This is a genomic window from Pedobacter namyangjuensis (genome assembly GCF_003313325.1).
In the GTDB taxonomy this organism is placed as follows: domain Bacteria; phylum Bacteroidota; class Bacteroidia; order Sphingobacteriales; family Sphingobacteriaceae; genus Pedobacter; species Pedobacter namyangjuensis.
Genome location: NZ_QMHQ01000003.1, coordinates 76,545 through 94,656 on the forward strand (window position 1 = coordinate 76,545; position 18,112 = coordinate 94,656).

13 protein-coding genes are annotated in these 18,112 nt (G+C 37.3%); all 13 read right to left on the reverse strand.

Features of this window, described 5'->3' with window-relative positions:
* The 13 genes from DUT69_RS12295 to DUT69_RS12355 all read right to left on the reverse strand — a co-directional run bounded on the left by DUT69_RS12295 (window position 1) and on the right by DUT69_RS12355 (window position 18,099).
* Window positions 1–816, reverse strand: a complete 816-nt coding sequence (locus DUT69_RS12295; RefSeq protein ID WP_113653556.1) for an SDR family oxidoreductase — start codon at window positions 814–816, stop codon at window positions 1–3.
* Between the two features lie 58 nt (window positions 817–874).
* Window positions 875–1,705, reverse strand: coding sequence for a 5-dehydro-4-deoxy-D-glucuronate isomerase (gene kduI, locus DUT69_RS12300; RefSeq protein WP_113653557.1), 831 nt, complete (start codon window positions 1,703–1,705; stop codon window positions 875–877).
* A 79-nt stretch (window positions 1,706–1,784) separates the two neighbouring features.
* Entirely contained in the window at window positions 1,785–3,428 is a 1,644-nt protein-coding gene (locus DUT69_RS12305; RefSeq protein ID WP_113653558.1) for a UxaA family hydrolase, read from the reverse strand.
* Complete coding sequence (locus DUT69_RS12310) at window positions 3,428–4,933, reverse strand: tagaturonate reductase (protein WP_113654175.1); 1,506 nt, start codon at window positions 4,931–4,933, stop codon at window positions 3,428–3,430. The genes DUT69_RS12305 and DUT69_RS12310 overlap by 1 nt, the downstream gene beginning before the upstream one ends.
* 205 nt (window positions 4,934–5,138) lie before the next feature.
* Window positions 5,139–7,139, reverse strand: a complete 2,001-nt coding sequence (locus tag DUT69_RS12315) for an alpha/beta hydrolase family protein (protein WP_113653559.1) — start codon at window positions 7,137–7,139, stop codon at window positions 5,139–5,141.
* A gap of 18 nt (window positions 7,140–7,157) precedes the next feature.
* Window positions 7,158–8,198 (reverse strand): pectate lyase, encoded by a 1,041-nt coding sequence (gene pelA, locus DUT69_RS12320; RefSeq protein WP_113653560.1) that lies wholly within the window; start codon window positions 8,196–8,198, stop codon window positions 7,158–7,160.
* Window positions 8,199–8,227: 29 nt separating this feature from the next.
* Entirely contained in the window at window positions 8,228–10,153 is a 1,926-nt protein-coding gene (locus DUT69_RS12325) for a glycoside hydrolase family 88/105 protein (protein ID WP_113653561.1), read from the reverse strand.
* Window positions 10,154–10,192: 39 nt separating this feature from the next.
* Window positions 10,193–11,866 carry a glycoside hydrolase family 28 protein gene (locus tag DUT69_RS12330; protein WP_113653562.1) on the reverse strand — a complete coding sequence of 558 codons (1,674 nt, stop codon included), beginning with the start codon at window positions 11,864–11,866 and terminating at the stop codon, window positions 10,193–10,195.
* Window positions 11,867–12,060: 194 nt separating this feature from the next.
* Window positions 12,061–13,677: a glycoside hydrolase family 43 protein gene (locus DUT69_RS12335; RefSeq protein ID WP_113653563.1), complete on the reverse strand. Its 1,617-nt coding sequence runs from the start codon at window positions 13,675–13,677 to the stop codon at window positions 12,061–12,063.
* A gap of 45 nt (window positions 13,678–13,722) precedes the next feature.
* Window positions 13,723–14,697 carry a pectinesterase family protein gene (locus DUT69_RS12340; protein WP_113653564.1) on the reverse strand — a complete coding sequence of 325 codons (975 nt, stop codon included), beginning with the start codon at window positions 14,695–14,697 and terminating at the stop codon, window positions 13,723–13,725.
* Window positions 14,698–14,702: 5 nt separating this feature from the next.
* The gene (locus DUT69_RS12345) at window positions 14,703–15,671 is read right to left on the reverse strand and encodes a pectinesterase family protein (protein WP_113653565.1); all 969 of its coding nucleotides are present in this window, start codon (window positions 15,669–15,671) and stop codon (window positions 14,703–14,705) included.
* Window positions 15,668–16,441: a rhamnogalacturonan acetylesterase gene (locus DUT69_RS12350; RefSeq protein ID WP_113653566.1), complete on the reverse strand. Its 774-nt coding sequence runs from the start codon at window positions 16,439–16,441 to the stop codon at window positions 15,668–15,670. Before DUT69_RS12350 ends, DUT69_RS12345 begins: the two co-directional genes overlap by 4 nt.
* Before the next feature lie 98 nt (window positions 16,442–16,539).
* A complete protein-coding gene (locus DUT69_RS12355) occupies window positions 16,540–18,099 on the reverse strand; it encodes a DUF4957 domain-containing protein (RefSeq protein ID WP_113653567.1) in 1,560 nt (519 codons plus the stop codon).
* Window positions 18,100–18,112 lie beyond the last annotated feature (13 nt).

Below are 18,112 nucleotides of genomic sequence, written 5' to 3' on the forward strand. Positions count from 1 at the left end.
TTACACGCCACTAAAAATAGAAAAGCCACCATCAACACAAATCATAGCACCTGTTACAAATTGCGAAGCATCGCTTAACAACCAAACTAAAGCGCCTTTCAATTCGTCTGGATCGCCGAAACGTTTAAAAGGAGTTTGTTTTATAACCGACTGGCCACGAGGCGTAAAGCCACCATCTGGTGTAGTTAAAAGGTTGCGATTTTGTTCTGTTAAGAAAAAACCGGGTGCCAAGGCATTCATTCTAATTTTATCTCCGTATCTGTTTGCCAACTCAACAGCGAACCATTGCGTATAACAATCTACCGCAGCTTTACCCATGTTGTAACCCAACACTTTTGTAACTGCTTTTTTAGAGTTCATTGATGAAATGTTTACGATAGTACCCTTCCCTGTTTCGGCAATTGCCTGCCCAAATACTTGCGTAGGGATTAACGTACCCCACAAATTAAGGTCTAAAACTTTTTTCATTCCGTCCATTTTCATTTCGAAAATGCTCTCGTCTGGTTGCAAAACACCATCTGGCATATTACCGCCAGCTGCGTTTACCAAACCATCTATTTTGCCGAACGCGGCGATAATTTTTTCTCTTGCAGCAATAAGTTGCGCTTCATCCATTGCATCGGCAATTAAAGCAATAGCTTTGCCTCCATTTTTGTTTATAGCATCGGCTCTTTCGTTGGCTATTTCGGCATTTCTACCCAAAATACCTACTGCACCACCTGCTTCTACAATAGCATTTACAAAAGAGTTACCCAAAATTCCGGTACCGCCAGTTACTACGATTACTTTACCTTCTAAAGAAAATGATTGTTCCATTTTTTTGATTGAGGATTAAGAAACGAGGAATACAGACCAAGTCGCTTAATCAAGTTTTTTATTTAATGTCTTTTACTGCTATTGTATCCATATCTGCATAATCCAAGTTTTCGCCTGCCATGCCCCAAATAAAACTATAGTTTTTAGTTCCACTACCTGCATGTATACTCCACGTTGGAGATAGAACCGCTTCGTGGTTAGCTACAATAAGGTGACGAGTTTCCTGTGGTTCGCCCATGTAATGGAAAACTCTTTGATCATCATCTACGTCAAAGTAAAAATAAACTTCCATTCTACGATCGTGTGTATGTGGCGGAATAGTATTCCATACAGAGCCAGTAGAAAGAATGGTTAAACCCATTACCAATTGGCAACTTTGGATACCATCTTTGTGTATATATCTAGCAATTTTTCTGTCGTTTGCAGTTTCTAAGCTACCTAGTTGAGCAGAAAATACATCAGCATGTTTTACAAATGTTGTAGGATGCGTGGTGTGCGCCGGAGCAGATAAAGCGTAAAAAACTGCAGGATTATTAGCAACAGCACTGCTAAAATTTACGTTTTTAACACCCTTACCCAAATACAAACAATCCATTTTATCAAGTTCGTAACTTGTGCCGTCTGCTTCAATTGTACCTGTGCCACCAACGTTTATAATACCCATTTCTCTTCTTTCTAAAAAGAATTCGGCACGTAATATATCGTAAGTACCTAAAGTAACCACATCTGTTGTAGGTGTAATTAAACCGGTAACCATTCTATCGTAATGAGCATAAGCAAAATTTGCCTTATTAGCTTCTTTTAAACCATCTAATAAAAATCGCTCTCTGATTTTATCAGTTTGATAGGTTTTAAAATCGTCTGAATGTACTGCTTGAATAATTTTCATTCTATTTTATTTGTTTTACTATTGTTTAACCACAATAATAATCATTTATTTTTTGTCGTCATTTTGACAATTAATATTTTTACAAAGACACGCCCCTTTTCCAAGGAATAAAATCATCTTGGTTTAGCAAAACTGATTTTGGAATAACTTCGCCACTGGCAGCTTTAATACAATATTCTAAAATATCCTCTCCCATTTCTTCAATGGTTTTTTCGCCCTCAATTACGGCACCTGTATTTATGTCTATAATATCGCTCATTCTGTTTGCTAGCTCGTTATTGGTAGCAACCTTAATTACAGGGCAAACCGGATTACCAGTTGGAGTGCCCAAGCCCGTTGTAAACAAAATTAACGTTGCGCCACTGGCAGCTTTGCCAGTTGTAGCTTCTACATCATTACCTGGTGTACAAACTAAATTCAAACCGTTTTTTATCGATGGTTCGGTATAATCCAAAACGGCAACAACTGGCGAAGACCCTCCTTTTTTTGCTGCGCCGTTGCTTTTTATCGCATCAGTTATTAATCCATCTTTAATATTGCCCGGGGAAGGATTCATGTGAAAACCAGAACCTGCATTTTCGGCCGCCTGACTATATGCACCCATTAACTGCATAAATTTTCTTGCGTCTGCTTCTTCTATAGTCCTGTCGATAATATCCTGCTCTGCTCCGCAAAGTTCTGGGAACTCGGCCAGTAAAACCGTTGCACCTAAACCTACCAGCAAATCAGAACAATACCCTACTGCCGGATTTGCCGAAATACCACTAAAGCCATCGCTACCACCGCATTTTACACCTACATTCATTTTACTTAACGGTGCAAGTTGGCGTTCTATTTTATTAGCTTCCACTAAACCTTCGAACGTCTTTTTTATGGCTAACGCGATCATGTTTTCTTCGCTTTGCGACTGCTGTTGTTCGAAAATATAAAGTGGCTTATCAAACGATGGATTTCTCTCTAATAAATCGGTTTTAAAGTCTTGCACTTGTAAATTTTGGCAACCCAAACTTAAAACAGTTACACCAGCAACGTTAGGATGATCGGCATAGGCGGCTAATAACTTACTCAAAACCGCAGCATCTTGCCTAATTCCCCCACATCCACCTTGATGGTTTAAGAATTTAATTCCATCTATGTTTTTAAATGGTCTATCGGCTTTTATTCCTTCAAAAGATAAAGGCGCATTTAAAGAACTGATATCAACACCGTTTTTAAATGCCTCAACCAAAGTTTGCGTATAATTTTTGTATTTATCGGTTACGGCGTAACCCAATTCATTGTGTAATGCTTCTCTAATTACATCTAGGTTCCGGTTTTCGCAAAAAACAGTTGGAATAAATAGCCAGTAATTCGCCGTACCAACTTTGCCGTCGGCACGGTGGTAACCGTTAAATGTTCTGCCTTCAAACTTCGAAATATCTGGTGCCTGCCAAGTATAGTGATAAGGTCTGAATTCATAAGGAGCAGCAGCATGTTTCAAATTATCAGTCGTCATGCGAACGCCTGCCCTAACTGGAAACTGAATTTTGCCTACCAAAGTGCCGTACATAAAAACTTCGTCGCCGGTATTCATATCGGCAATATAAAATTTATGCTTAGCATCAATATCATCTATCAAGGTATAATTTATGCCTTGATAAACCACCGTTTGGCCAGCTTTTAAATCGCTCAATGCAACCAACACATTATCTTTAGGATGAACTTTTAAAACTAACTGTTTCATTAGGCTATATTTATTTTAGTTGATGCAATTTGCTTTAAAGCGATTAACACACCTTGGCTTTCTATTGCATCGAAATTGTGTTTAACTGAGTCTATAAAACCGGGTAACAGGTTTAAATCCACCTTCCAAAAATCTACATCTTCAAGCACATTAGTTACATAATCTGCTGTTTGCGATTGCTTCTGAAAATAGGCGACCTCATCATCCGTTATTATATAATTAATGTCTTTGTATTTCCCAAAATACTTATCTCCCTCCTTCTTATCAACTTTTAAAAATCTTAAATAAGCAGCAAAGCCGAAGGCAATATTTTCTGGAACCGAATTAATTTTTTTGTAATGGTTTAATAATAATGGCAAAATACGAATCTTCATTTTCATGCTATATTGAAACGTAATGTTAAGCCATAAATGCTCTATTGCGGGATTTGCAAATCTGTCTTTTACAGTATTCGCAAACAAAGTAGTCTGCTGTTCGGTAACTTGATAAGGAATAGCCGGACCAATTTCCTGTGCCATCAAATCGTCAATGTAACTTTTTATAGTTTCATTTGTCATTGCATTTTTTACGGTATCAATTCCGGCTAAAAAGGCAATTCCGGAGCTTAAAGTATGTGTGCCATTCAACAATCGAACTTTTAGTTCCCTATAAACCTCTATGTCGTCGGCTATAATTACACCTTTATCTACTTTAGCAAACGATAATACATCACGCACTTTATCATTTCCTTCAATTGCCCACAAACTATACGGCTCAGCCATAGAAAGCAAATTGTCTTTATAGCCCAATTCATCTTCTAATTTTTTCAAATTATCGGCATCCGGTTTACCCGGTACAATCCTATCTACTAAGGAGTTGCAAAAGGTGTTTTGATTAGTTAGCCATGCTATAAATTGCTGATCAAGCTTATTGTAGTTTGCTAATTCTAAAACTATTGATGCTAGTTTTTTACCGTTATCTGGTATCAACTCTGTTGCAATAATTATTAAACCTGTATTTTTTGCGCCTAACTTTTGGTAGCGATGATATAAAACAGCTAATACTTTTGCAGGGAAAGAACTTGGTGGATTCTGATCTATTTTTTCGCTCAGCAACTGTATTCCTACTTCTGTTGTATTAGAAACTATAACTTTAAGATCTTCACTTTGTGCCAATTTTAAAACACTTTCCCAGTTATTATTTGCTGCAATTACTTGGCTTATGGCCGATGATATGATATTTTTTGAAACAGGCTGGCCATTTTCTAACCCGCGAATACAAAGCGTATATAGAGAATCTTGCTCATCAAACTCTGCTGTGTTGTTTCCTGTAGATTTTACAACGGCAATACGACCATTAAAAACACCTTCTCTATTGGCTTTATCTATAAAATAGTCTGGCAAGCCTCTAAGTAAAACTCCCGTTCCAAATTGGAGCACTTTTATCGGAAGTTCAAAAATGGCTGCTGATGGTTTAATCAGATTTTCTGAACGTATAGAATCTAGATTTTCTTTAGATAAAATCATTGCTTTAGTATACTGCTTTTCAAAATTATATTCGCTAAGCGATGCCCTTAACAGCACTACATTAGCATTTGGTTAAAGCAATAATACCTAATATATGCTACTAAAAACCCTTTTACCGTGCAAATATTTGTGCAATCGTTGCCAAAAACAAGAATTCAATATCAGGATAAAGTGATAGTTGATTTACCAAATTGTGAAGCAAAAATTATCGAACAGAAACTCTTTTATCTCCTATCCAATTAATGATATCGGGCAAGTCATAATAAGACAGTACATTAGGGATTACCGTTACATACCTATTCTTGGTTAAAGGCGTATCAATCGTTTCTTTATAAGACTTTAATACGCCAAATAAATTAAGTTTAGCTACGTTATCCTTTAAAAAAGTAGCATGTAGAGCGGAGATTCCGGCGGTGCCTTCGGCGTTAATTTCGATAGGCAGATTTGTAAGTGATTTTTCTTGCGTTACAAATTTAATAAGATTAAGCACTGCTGAGGTTTGAAGGCCAACTAAAGGCTTTCCGACATGTAGACCTAAAATTGCGTTGCGATAGGAAACGTCAAAATATTTTGGGTCGTTCTCAGAAATCTTATCGGCAGTTTCACCCATTCCCGGCAAATCTGCAATTATTAATGCATAACCTTGTTGTAAATGCGCTTTAACTAAACTTGCGCTATCGGCTAAATGGTTTTTACCTTTGTCACTTAGCCAAATAAGCACTTTGGTTGGTTTTAGTGCGGGATAGTAAACTAGAATAGGCATTGGAACTTCATCAACTTTCCTGATCACGATTTTTTTAAAGCTTATATTTTTTGCAATAACTTCGCCAACTGTTTCTGCATCAACATCTCTAATATCTGGATTTAAGGTTAACAATCGATTAATCGTTTTTACTTTTTCAGCTTTGCTCTTTTTGGCAAAAGATAAACGATCTGATTTTTTATCATTGAATAGCTTAATATTTTGCTGGGCGATATTTATCTCATTTTTATAACTGGTGCTAACTTTTCCGGTTTTGGTAGCGAACAAATCCACATCAGTTTCAACTTCTCCAATTTGCTCTTCAATCTTCTTTTCATCGTTATAAAACCATTTCCTAAACCACTGTACAACCCTTTCGCGTTTAGGTTTTGAAATTCCGTGTCCATCGTCTACCGTAAAAATGGATAGTTTTTCTTCGGCGCCAAGACTTTTGTAAACTTTCTGAAGATCTGCATATGAATCTAATGTGGCATTGTAAGCTATAAAATCATATCGCCCTGCAAGAACTAATATTGGTTTTGGTGCAGCGGCAATTAGATAATCGCTCATTTCTAGTTGCGCTAAACCTTCTGTCGGGATTTGCGCACAACCATCGGCTGCACCAGTGGTGGCAAATGTATATGCCCTACTTGCTAAATAACTGCAAGGTGCAACAACTTTTACCCTATCATCAAATGCAGCGAAATAGATGGCCTGCATTGCTCCACCACTATTTCCCGTACATCCAATTTTTGTGGCATCTACTTCGGGTCTGCTAAGCAAATAATCCAAACCCCGGGTATTGTCAAACAATTCGTAAGCAGCAGCGGAGGTTCCTAAAAGATTTGAAGAAAGATTTAGCAACGTATGTTCGGTAGTACTGCCACGCGTTAATGCTTTCCCACTGTCATCTGTTAGCTGTACTCTTTCGCTTTGAGAAATTGGATCGATTACAAACACTACAAAACCATGTTTAGCTAATAAAATAGCTGTTTTTTGGTATGATTCAGTCGCTTTCGCTAAATCTTCGTGACCACAAAAAAGTAATACGGCCGGAAATTTACCTTTTCCATTCGGGATGTAGAGATTTGCCGTTACGTGATGATTTTCGAAACTCTGATAAACAATTTTTTCTATTCGATAACTGTCTTTTCTGATTGTTCCGGTTGTTTCTGCAGCCAGATCAGCCCTTTGTGGTAATTTGCCGACTAAATCCTTAAACTTTGTCCGGATATTTTTGATGTAAGTTTCTGTAGATGAGTTTGAAGCTAATGCGCTTACAAATTTAATTTCCCGTTGATTATACTGCGATTGCATTTGCTGCAACAGATAAGTATTTACACTCACATCTGCTTTCCAATCTAATACATTAAACTGTTTTTGAGCAAAAGCCAGATAGCACGAAAATTGAAAAAGGCAGAAAACAACGAATAATTTGAAGTCAGAAAATCGAAACCAATTCATCGCTTAACTTAGTTTGAATTATTTTTTAGCAAGCATTTTAAGCCATTTTGGATACTCTCTAACTAGGTTATTACCCCAGGTACCATACCAAGCATAGCCATTTCTACGCTCATAACTGATATCCTTAATATCGGTGTAAATAACATTGTCTCTATCTCCGAAAATCGGCTTATTAGTTTTTAGATCGTAAAACCTGGCCCAAATTGTAGCATTTGCATCGGCTACTAAACCCTTGTCCTTTTTATCAGGGAGCTGATCAAATTTAAAACCTACAATTTTGTTTGCGTCAAACCATTTAACGGCATTTTCGATTGCATTTTTTACCTCTGCAGAAGGTTGCTGAATTTTCATTAAAAACCTAACAATATTTACCGATTCTGATGCGCTTAAAGCTTCAGGTTCAAAAGCTCTAGCTTTGGCTGGTTGCAATGTATTTTCATCGTACTGCGCTGCCCAAATTGTTGGCGTACCATTTTGCAGTACTTGCGTTTTTAAGATACAGCTTAAGCCTTTTTCCAATGCATTTTTTGATTTGGCGACATACTTATCATCAATCGCAGCAAAGCCTTCAGTTTTAGTAGTAACGTTAAGCATAATGCCTAATACGTTAATCATCGCATCATCATTATAAGTAATTTCGGCCCGGTACATGCTCTTATCAGGATAATATTGTGGCCAACCCCCGTTTGCATACTGCGCCTCAAGTAAATAGTCGATACCCTTTTGTGCTGCTTCGAGATATTTTTTATTGGCTGTTTCGCTGTACGCTTTAACTAAGCTGTTTATCTCCCTAGTTGTAGCATGGTTATCGATAGTGGCATGTTTAACTGGCGTAGCTTTAATTTTAGCCAACAATTGTTCGGTTAGCTTGTTTTCGTATTTAACCACACTCTTATCTGCCAATTGCTTAGGCCAAGCACCATTAGATAGTTGATAAACTAGCATTTTTTCTGCTAAGGAATCAATTTTCGCATTTACTTGTGGTACTTTCTGTGCAGTTGCGCAAGAAGTAAAAACAAGGCTGATTAGTGCAAATAATAATATTTTTAAGTCATTCATTATCAAATCAATTAATCAGCCTTGCTCAACTATTTTGCTATTTTAGCTAACCAGTTTACCAAGTCTGATGCGGCTTTAAAGTTTTCGTATTTTGCTGGCAGTTTTCTACCGTCAACATATTCGTTGTATAACCAAGGATCTCCGATTACGAAAACCGTTCCCTTGCCATATTTTGTTATAGAAATTACATCTTCACCATCGCTATCTTTTAAAATTGATTTAGCATTGCCACTCAACTTCAAACTGCTGTATTCTTTAATAAAGATGTTTTTAGCTGTTTTTAAAACTTCATTTCCAGCTGGCACCTCAACCTTTGCGGTCTCGAAGTTTGTAGCTACCGGCACACGCCCTTTTGTAGTGCCGTTAAAATGTACACCGAACCTTGCCGTTAGTTTATTAAAATGCTCTAGTTCAACATTTGGAGCATCGTTACCAAAAAGTACCAAAACACCACCTTTGTTAACCCATTCTGTAATTTGGGTTATATTTTCTTCTTTGATAAAATTAGGCTTAGGTGCTTCTTTTTCATTGTCAGGATCAACAATGATATAAACAGCAGTATTTTTTAAATTTTCGGCTGTTGGTGATTGATATAAAGTATTGGTTTTAAAACCGTTATTAATAAATAGATCACCAAAAAAAGTAAATCCGTTATTACCTCTTTCGTCCCATTTGTAATGCCAAACTAAATCGTTTCCACTTTGGTCTTTTTTAACTTCGTGATTAAAGTAAGAGTCTAACGTTACCAGTTTACCCATGCCTGGTTTTGGCATTGCGGCAATTTCCATTTCGTTGGCTGCCAATAAAAATGCTCCAACTCCCTTCGGATCGTTAGTGATCACCTTTTCGCTCATGTAATATTCAAAACTACCATCGCGGTAAGGTTTTCCTCCCAATCCAGAAACACTCACTGTACCTTTTAAATTAACTTTGTTAGTGCCGGCACTTTCAACAAACTCTTTTTTAATGCCTTTATAACCTTTATCCGCTACTGCGAAAAAAGATTTTGGCAAATAACCTTGGCGAACTGCTTTTGCAAATGTGTAAACAAACATGCTCGATGCAGATGCCTCTACATAATTACCTTTCTCTTTTGGCTTATCTAAAATATCAAACCATAAGCCCGTTTTGCTATCCTGCACCTTTTGTATCGCCTTAGCATAACGATTTAAAATTGCCAATAGTTCTGCTCGTTTAGGATGATTAACGGGAAAATTATCTAATACATCAACCAATGCCATTCCGTACCAACCCATTGCCCTAGCCCAAAAATTAGGCGATTTACCTGTAGTTTTATCTGCCCATTTCTCGGTTTTCGATTCGTCCCAACCGTGGTACATCAAACCTGTTTTGGCATCTACGGCGTTTTTTTCCATCCAAATAAATTGGTTGGCAATATCGTCAAAAGCTTTATCGTCTTTAACCAAAGCAGCATATTCTGCGTAAAATGGCTGCCCCATGTATAAACCGTCTAACCACATTTGGTTTGGATATATTTTCTTGTGCCAAAAACCACCTTCGTTAGTACGAGGCTGGCCTTTTAACTGATCCCATAGTGTTGTAGCAGCCCTGAAATATTTTTGTTGACCAGTAACGTTATATAAAGTAAGTAACGTTCTACCATTTTTAACATTGTCTATATTATAATCTGCCTGTTTGTAGCGATTAATTACTCCATCTTTAGTTACGAAGAAATCCATGCTTTTTTGCATGTACTTAAAATACTCGCCATCTGCTGTACGTTTCCAAATGCCTTCAATTCCCTCTAAAATCACGCCTTGATCGTAAGCCCATTTTACGGCTTTCGGCTTCGCCGGATCTAGGTTTAAAGAGTCTTTCCAAATCTCCATAACCGTATTCGCCATTTGTTGCGATAAAGGTTTTTCTTGAGCGCTTAACTGGAAAGTAAGGCCTGCAAAAGTTGCTACTGCTAAATACTTAAAAATTTTTCTCATCCGTAAAATTGGTTTTTAACGATGATTTTGGATCATCGACTATTTGTTTATCTGCAAAGAATTTTCTGCAGCACCAGCAACAAACTCAGCTTTTTGCTTGGCCTTTGAGGCATCTAAACCTGATGATTTGATTGCACTGTTATTTTCGCCACTTATGCGAAATAACACGTTTGCAGTATTATACTTTACATTTGTAAAACTGATGTCCTTTCCGTTTTGAATATTAATTAGCGGACTGGCATCATTAACCGTCAAATTTACGTTATTTAACTTTACGTTTTTAGCCTCTTGTAAATCGATTCCCTCTTTTGCCTTAATATGCAGGTTATTTAGTGTAATGTTGCTGATACTGAGCTCTGGCAAACCTCTAACAAATACAGCTTTCGACGCTCCATCACAAACTACATTGTCAATGTAAAAATCTCTAAAAATTGGCGTTTCTTCTGTAACCGGCAATAATTGAATTTTAGGTGCGTCACGTTTTTCGCCGGTTAGAGGAACCGGATCTACTGCTGCATAATACATATCGAACAAAATCGCTTCGCCGATAATATCTTTCATATTGATGTTTTTTATAAAGATGTTTTCTACCACACCGCCTCTGCCACGTGTGGTTTTAAAACGCAGCCCAATGTCGGTTCCTATAAACGAGCAATCGTAAACGAAAATATTTTTTGCACCGCCAGACATTTCACTACCGATTACAAATCCACCATGTGCATGGTAAACGGTACTGTTACGAATAATTACGTTTTCTGTAGGCATTCCTCTTTTTCTACCTGCTGCATCTCTACCAGATTTAATGCAAATGCCATCGTCGCCAACATCAAATGTGCTACCTTCAATCAATACATTTTTACAAGATTCAATATCAATTCCATCTCCATTTTGGGCATACCAAGGGTTTTTAGCATACACATTTCTAACAATCAAATCTTCGCACATTAACGGATGGATGTTCCAAGCAGGAGAATTTTGAAAGGTTACACCCTCTAGCAGAATGCGTTTGCAAGATGTAAAAACCAACAAATTAGGTCGTAAAAAATCTTTAATTGATTGATAAAATTCAGGCGTTTTATCTGCTGTAATTTCGCCAGGGTTTTTCATTTTAGCGGCAGTAACCGATTGTTGCGTAGGGAACCACATTTTTTTATCTTCGCCAACTATACCACCAGAAGCCACTAAACGCTTCCACTGTGTTTCGGTTAACTTATCTTTTTTAACCATTCGCCAGGCATCGCCGGCGCCATCAATAATACCAAAACCGGTAATTGCAATGTTAGTTTGGTTTACTGCCCATAAGGGAGATTGGTTGCGCATTTGCGATAAACCTTCCCAATTACTTGCTACCAATGGGTATTGATCAAAATCTTTGGTAAACTGCAAAATCGCATTCTTCTGCAAATGCAGATTTACATTACTTTTTAACTCAATTGGCCCTGTTAGCCATAAACCTTTTGGCACCAAAACTACGCCACCGCCTTTTTTGTTACAAGCAACAATTGCATCGTTTATCGCTTTACTATTAAGGGTAATACCATCGCTTACAGCTCCATATTTTAAAATATTAATGGTATCTGCTTTAAAAGAAGTTTTCGCTACAACGGGTAGGTTACTAAAAGAGTAAGGTTTTTTAATTCCACTTTGTGCAAGTGTGGTAAGCGTAAGCGCAGAAAGTGCAATGCTAAAGATAGTTGAAACTACTTTTTTCATGTTCAGGGATACGGTTTATAAATTTGGTTGTTATTAATTAATTGGCACACGTATTTATTAGATTAGCCATATTAACTTTAACAAGTCTACACAGATTTAAACAGGAATGAAACTAATTGGCTGAAAATAACTATGCAATCGTTACCAATTTATGCGCATAAGCTATGTTTTGGGCTTTTTTACTTTTCCTTAACTTACAACTCAATTCTAAACCAATCGAAATCTGCATAACCCGCATCGTTAGTTTTCTGTTCGCCAGTGGCAAATAAACCAACTTTAGCCCCAATCCACTTACCGGGTTGGGCAGTAAACACGTCGCTTACTTTCGTAAACTTGTCGCCATCTAAGCTATAATAGAATTGGCATTTGCCACCATCGCTAACCGTTACACTTAAATAAACCGTTTGCGATTCTAGCTTTAAAAGTATTTCCTCCTTCTCTCTTTTGCCTTTATCCGCTTCTATGCAAGTAGTATAAACAATATACATTCCGTCTTTTTTATGCTTAACTGCAATGTTGGCATAGCTTAAACCTGCTATAACTAAACCTGCTTTTTCATTTTCCAATTTAATGTTTGGTGTTAAACTCATTTTAGTTACCACAGTAAATTTTTCTGTCGGAAATTTTTGAAGTAACAAATTTGGCACGTCCCGCAAGTTTTTAGCACTATCTGGCATTTTAACTGCGTACAATCTTAATGCACCTTTAGCCGAATTTAAAAAAGACCACGTTGCCAAAGGATTGGCTTGCCATTGCCACTGCAAACCAAGATTACTTCCATCAAATTCATCACTTTCTGCAGGAGTAGCAATTTTAGAAAACTTAGCAATTTGCGGTTTTTTATAGGTCAAAACTGGTTCTCCAACCCCGTCGCCATCCGCATCTGCTCCAATAATAGGCCAATTGTTTAGCCATTTCATTGGTTGCAAATGCACTACCCTTCCATAGGCATCTTTATCCTGAAAATGCAAGAACCAATCTTCGCCGGTTGGCGTATTTACCCAAGCGCCTTGATGCGGACCATTAATTTTAGTTTTGCCTTGATCCATTACCACTTTGCGCTCGTAAGGGCCATAGATATTTTTAGATCTTAAGACCAATTGCCAACCAGTGGAAACTCCACCGGCAGGAGCAAAAATGTAGTAAAATCCGTTTCGTTTATAAAACTTAGGGCCTTCTAACGTCGGATCGGTTTCATGTCCATCGAATACTATTTTGCCTTCGTCTAAGGTTTTAGTTCCAAGAACATTCATTTTTTTAACCACTAAAATACTTTTAATTCCGGCTCTACTACCTGCGTAAGCGTGTATTAAGTATGCCTTTCCGTCTTCATCCCAAAGCGGGCAAGGATCTATCAAACCTTTACCCGCTTCTACTAAAATCGGTTCAGTCCACGGCCCATTTATATTTTTTGCCTTTGTTAAGTAAATGCCAAAATCTGGATCTGGGTAATAGATGTAAAACTCGTTGTTATGATAGCGAATTGCCGGCGCCCAAACACCATTGCCGTGTTGGGTTTTAGAAAAATGCGCTAAAGGTAATTGTCTTTTTAAGGCATGGCCGATGATGGTCCAATTTACCAAATCTTTGGAATGTAAAATCGGTAAACCGGGCACTGCATCAAAACTCGATGAAATCATGTAAAAATCGTTGCCAACTCTAATTGCATCTGGATCTGAATAATCTGCATCGATTACTGGATTCTTGTATTTCCCATTACCTAAATCCGGCACCCAAACTCTAGAAACTTCACTTTGTGAAAAAGCGGATATTGTAATTAGCGCTAAAAATGCGAGGATAGATAATTTCATGTTAAATCTTAATTTTAGTCATCCTGAGTGCGATATTTTTTTAATTTACTTCGGCAGCCAAGATGTTGTGCCAGCGAAAATATTTTTGAAAGTGTAGGCTTTTGCTTCCTTTTTTGTTAATTGTTTAGACCAGGCTACACGGCTATCCTTTACAAAACCCAGACCTGTTGAGCCGTATTCTGCGTAAAATGCAGTTTTGTGATTATCATTTTTGTTCCAAACGCTCCATCCGGCAGGTAAAATATGGCTGCCCATTTCTGTATTTACAAAAACGGTTTTAGCATGAGAACGCCATGGCCTGCCCAGATAGACTTTTTGTATATCAGCATCTGCTGTTAGTTTACAATTTAAAAATACAAAACCGTAGGGTTGACTTTCTGTTGTTGATGCAGCTGTAATGAACGAATTCTTTTTACTATGAATGTGGCAATGCTCGAAAACCACCGTAGCGGCGCCGAAAATAAAATCTGTTGTACCTTCTATATAACAGTTAACGTAATATTGCCTGCTATTAGCTGCTGAGGGAAATAGGGTGTCCTGATTACCTAAAATTCGGCAATTTTTAATTATTACCCTATCTGCCTCTATATGTAACGCAACTGCTTGGCCAACTGCACCTGCAGTGTTTTCGATGGTTAAATTAGTAGCGCTAAAATCATTTCCCTGTACCAAAACAGAATGCGAGGTATAGGTATTTATTGCGCCCTTACCAGAATAATCATCATAAGAAATAATGGTTTTGAATTGATCTTCGCCTAGTAAACTAATATTTGATTTGTGTGCCGGGATAACCAATTTCTCCCGATAAAATCCATTTTTGATGTAGATGCTTACCTTAACTTCTGATAAATCTCTAACAGCGTTTACAGCTTTCTGTATGGTTTTAAAATTTCCACTTCCATCTTTTGCTACGGTAATGGAGCTAGGAAAAGTTTGAGATTGAGCTATCGCGATTAAGTTTATGAAAAGCGAAAAAGTAAACAAAATCGTTATTCGATGGCTGTTGTTCGTTAATTTCATAAGCTTTATTCTTTAGGATTCCATCCGTTTAGTATATTTTGTAGCGTATAAGTTTTTGCGATTTTCTCCTCTAACTGGTGCGACCATTTAACTCTCGAATTCGAGTTTGCTCCTGCACCTGTACTATTGTACTCTGCGTAAAATGCAGTTTTCTCATTAGTTTCTTTGCGCCAGTTATTCCATCCCTCAGGCTTAATCATTTTGCCCATTTGGCAATTAATAAAAACCGTTTTGGCATACGGACGCCACGGCCTGCCTAAAAAGAAAGAGTTTTCCGGGGCATCTCCAATAATACGGCTATTAATAAAAACGTAGCCATATTTTGAAGAATCTGGCGACGAAGACGCGGCAATGTAACCAGCGTTTTTGCAGAAAATTTCACAGTCGTCAAAAACTGCCGTCGAAGAACCGAAAATAAAGTCAACCGTACCTTCTATATAACATTTATAATAATATTGCCTGCTTCCGTATCCGAAAGTATATAAGGTATCTTGAAAACCAAGCATCCTGCAGTTTGTAAATTTAGCTTTATCGCCAGCTACAAAAAGCGCTACAGCTTGCCCAATCGGCCCTGCGGTATTTTGAAAAGTTATATTCTCTGCAGAAAAATTTGGGCCATAAATGTAAAAACTTGCCGAGCCAGAAGTTCCTTTTTCTTCGCCAAAAACATTCTTCTTCTGTGCCCAATCATCAAAAGTTAAAATGGTTTTAAAGTTATCTTCGCCAATAATTTTTACCATTTGTTTGGAAGCCGACAAATTCAATTTTTCTTTGTAGATACCATTTTTGATATAGATTGTAGTAACAACTTTTCTAAAATCTGGAACGGCATTTATGGCCTCTTGCACTGTTTTAAAATTTCCGCTCCCATCTTGCGCTACCACAAAATCATAAGCCAAATTATTTTTCGCGTTAGCATTAAAACAAGTTAGCAAAGCCATTATGCCAAGAAAAAAGACGCATACTCTTATCATTTCTTAGGCAAGTTTGATTTAACTACTCTATTGGCAAGCTCGATGTTTAAATTTCTGATATCTGCCAATACCAACTGTGCAATTCTTCTAGCTCCCAGCTCGTTAAAATGGGTATTGTCTACTTTCCCATCTGGATAATTTGGATGCTCATTTGGCAAAAGCTGGTTAAATAATAACTTTGAATTTTCGGCACCCATTTGTTGGTACAGAGCTTTACTCGTTTTGTTAAGGTCTATTAGTTTAACATCTAGTTTTTTGGCCAAGGCGATTACTATGTCTGCGTAAATGGCGTGTGTTTCTTTTATATTTCCTTCTGCGTCAAAATTCCTTCTAGAAACTGGAGTAACTAGAATAGGTATAGCGTTTTTGCTTTTAGTTTCGTTAACAAACTTTGTTAAGTTAGCCTCGTATTCCGCTGGTGTAGTGTATCTATCAACCTTCTCTTTGCTCTCATCGTTATGGCCAAATTGGATAAATACAAAATCTCCCGTTTTTAGATTTTTTAAAGCGGGCTCCCAAAGTTTTTCGTTTAAAAAAGTTCGGGTGCTACGACCATTTTTAGCCAAATTGTGCACCACAACCGTACTATCAAAAAAATTGGCAAAAGGCATTCCCCATCCAGTTTCTGGATAAGCTTTTTTCTCTTTTATCGAAATGGTAGAATCGCCTATCAGATAAACGTCTATATTTTTTTCTGAAGGATTAACAAATGACATAAACAGCATTACTCCTACTAAAACTACGATTTTAAACTTATTAATTTTAATCATTCTATAACGTTAATTTAAATTTTACTGTTTATTATAAAAGCGATAAAGAGATGTAAAATCCCTCTATCGCTTTGAATATAATTTTAACTAAAATACAACTATCTCCATCTGGCATCTCCTATGCCATTTGTTTTTAAGTCTGCGTTGCCTAATGTAAAATTGCCAGTTGCTGGGTTTGTAAACCCAGGATTTAAGGTGGTAAATGTTCCTGTATCATATTTAGCATTTGCAGTTGCACTACCAGACATGTAAGTTGGCGCATTAAAATAGTTGTTAGCCGTAAAGTTAGCAGCCACGATATTTGTAGAGGCCTGATTGGTTAAAATGCCACCAGAATTTGCTACGATATTTTTTGAAAAATAAATTTCGTGCTTAGCTAAACGAACGTATAAAATTCTGTTGCTGGCTCCATTTGTAATGCCGTTTAAAGTGTTATTTGCAATTGTTATCACCGATGTAAATGCCGGAAAATTAGTTGAACCGGTAGGATCCATCCTGAACAAATCTCTGGCAGTTGCAGAGTTGTAAACCGTATTGTTAGAAAAGTTTAAGGTTTTAGCTAAACCAGCTCTAAAGTCAATAAAATCTCCGCCGTTGCATTCTATATTGCTAATTAAATTGCCTTTAAAAGTCATGTTCTCTACCAATGCCTTTAAGTTTACATAAACCAATCCTTTTACGTAGTTTTTAATCACACAAGCTTCAACAGATAAGGCTCCGTAAGCGTTATCGGAAATTTCATCGTAAATAAATGTTTGATTGCCGTTTATTGCTCCTGTGCCATCAAGTTCTATATCTTTTAAAGATAAACCTGCATTGGCTCTTAATTTAAAAACGGCGCCTTTAACAATTGGCTTATCTGTAGGTTTTGCGCCTTTTAAAGAAATGGATTTTGCGATAATCAAATCAGCATTTACATTGTAAGTTCCCGGCAACAACGCAAAAACATCGCCCGAATTAGCTGTTGCTATTATTGCCGCCAAATCATCAGTAGGTTTTACAGATATTGCCCCGCCCAAATCTAGCAAAGTTGTAAATGTTGTTGTGCCACGTACGCTTGTGCCATTTAGTAACTTAGCAGTATATAATGTTTCGCCAGTTAAGCCAGTTATGGTTGCCTCGCCGGCTGCAACTTCTGCTGCCGTAACCGGACGAGTGATATTGCCCGGTGCTAAGGTAATAGCAGTTGCCATTTGCCCCGCTGGCCAATTTAATACAGCAGATGTGGCGGTTAACTTTGCTTGATTTACGGTTTGAAAAATTTGTTCTGCATCTGTTTTAGCAGTTGCGCTAATCCATTTAGAATCTTCAACACCCTCTCCAACAGCTTTTACTCTAAGTGAATACTGGGTATCGCCACTTAAACCGGTAACCAAGTAAGGCACTTGTAAAAAGGTAATGTCTTTTATTGACTTTACAGGAGCACCAGAAAAATCTGCAGTTGTATAAACCTCAATTGTGTAAGTTTTAGCATTTTTAACTGCTTTCCAGTTTAACCGCAAATCAATTTTATTTACTACGCTTACAGCCAAATCCGTTGGAGAAAATGCCCTATCTACATCTAGCGTAGTAATTTCGTCTAGTCCATCTTTGCAAGAAGAAAAGCTTAAACTGCTAATCATTAAAACGAAAGCAATAAATATATTTTTAGTCTTCATAATTTATTTTTTA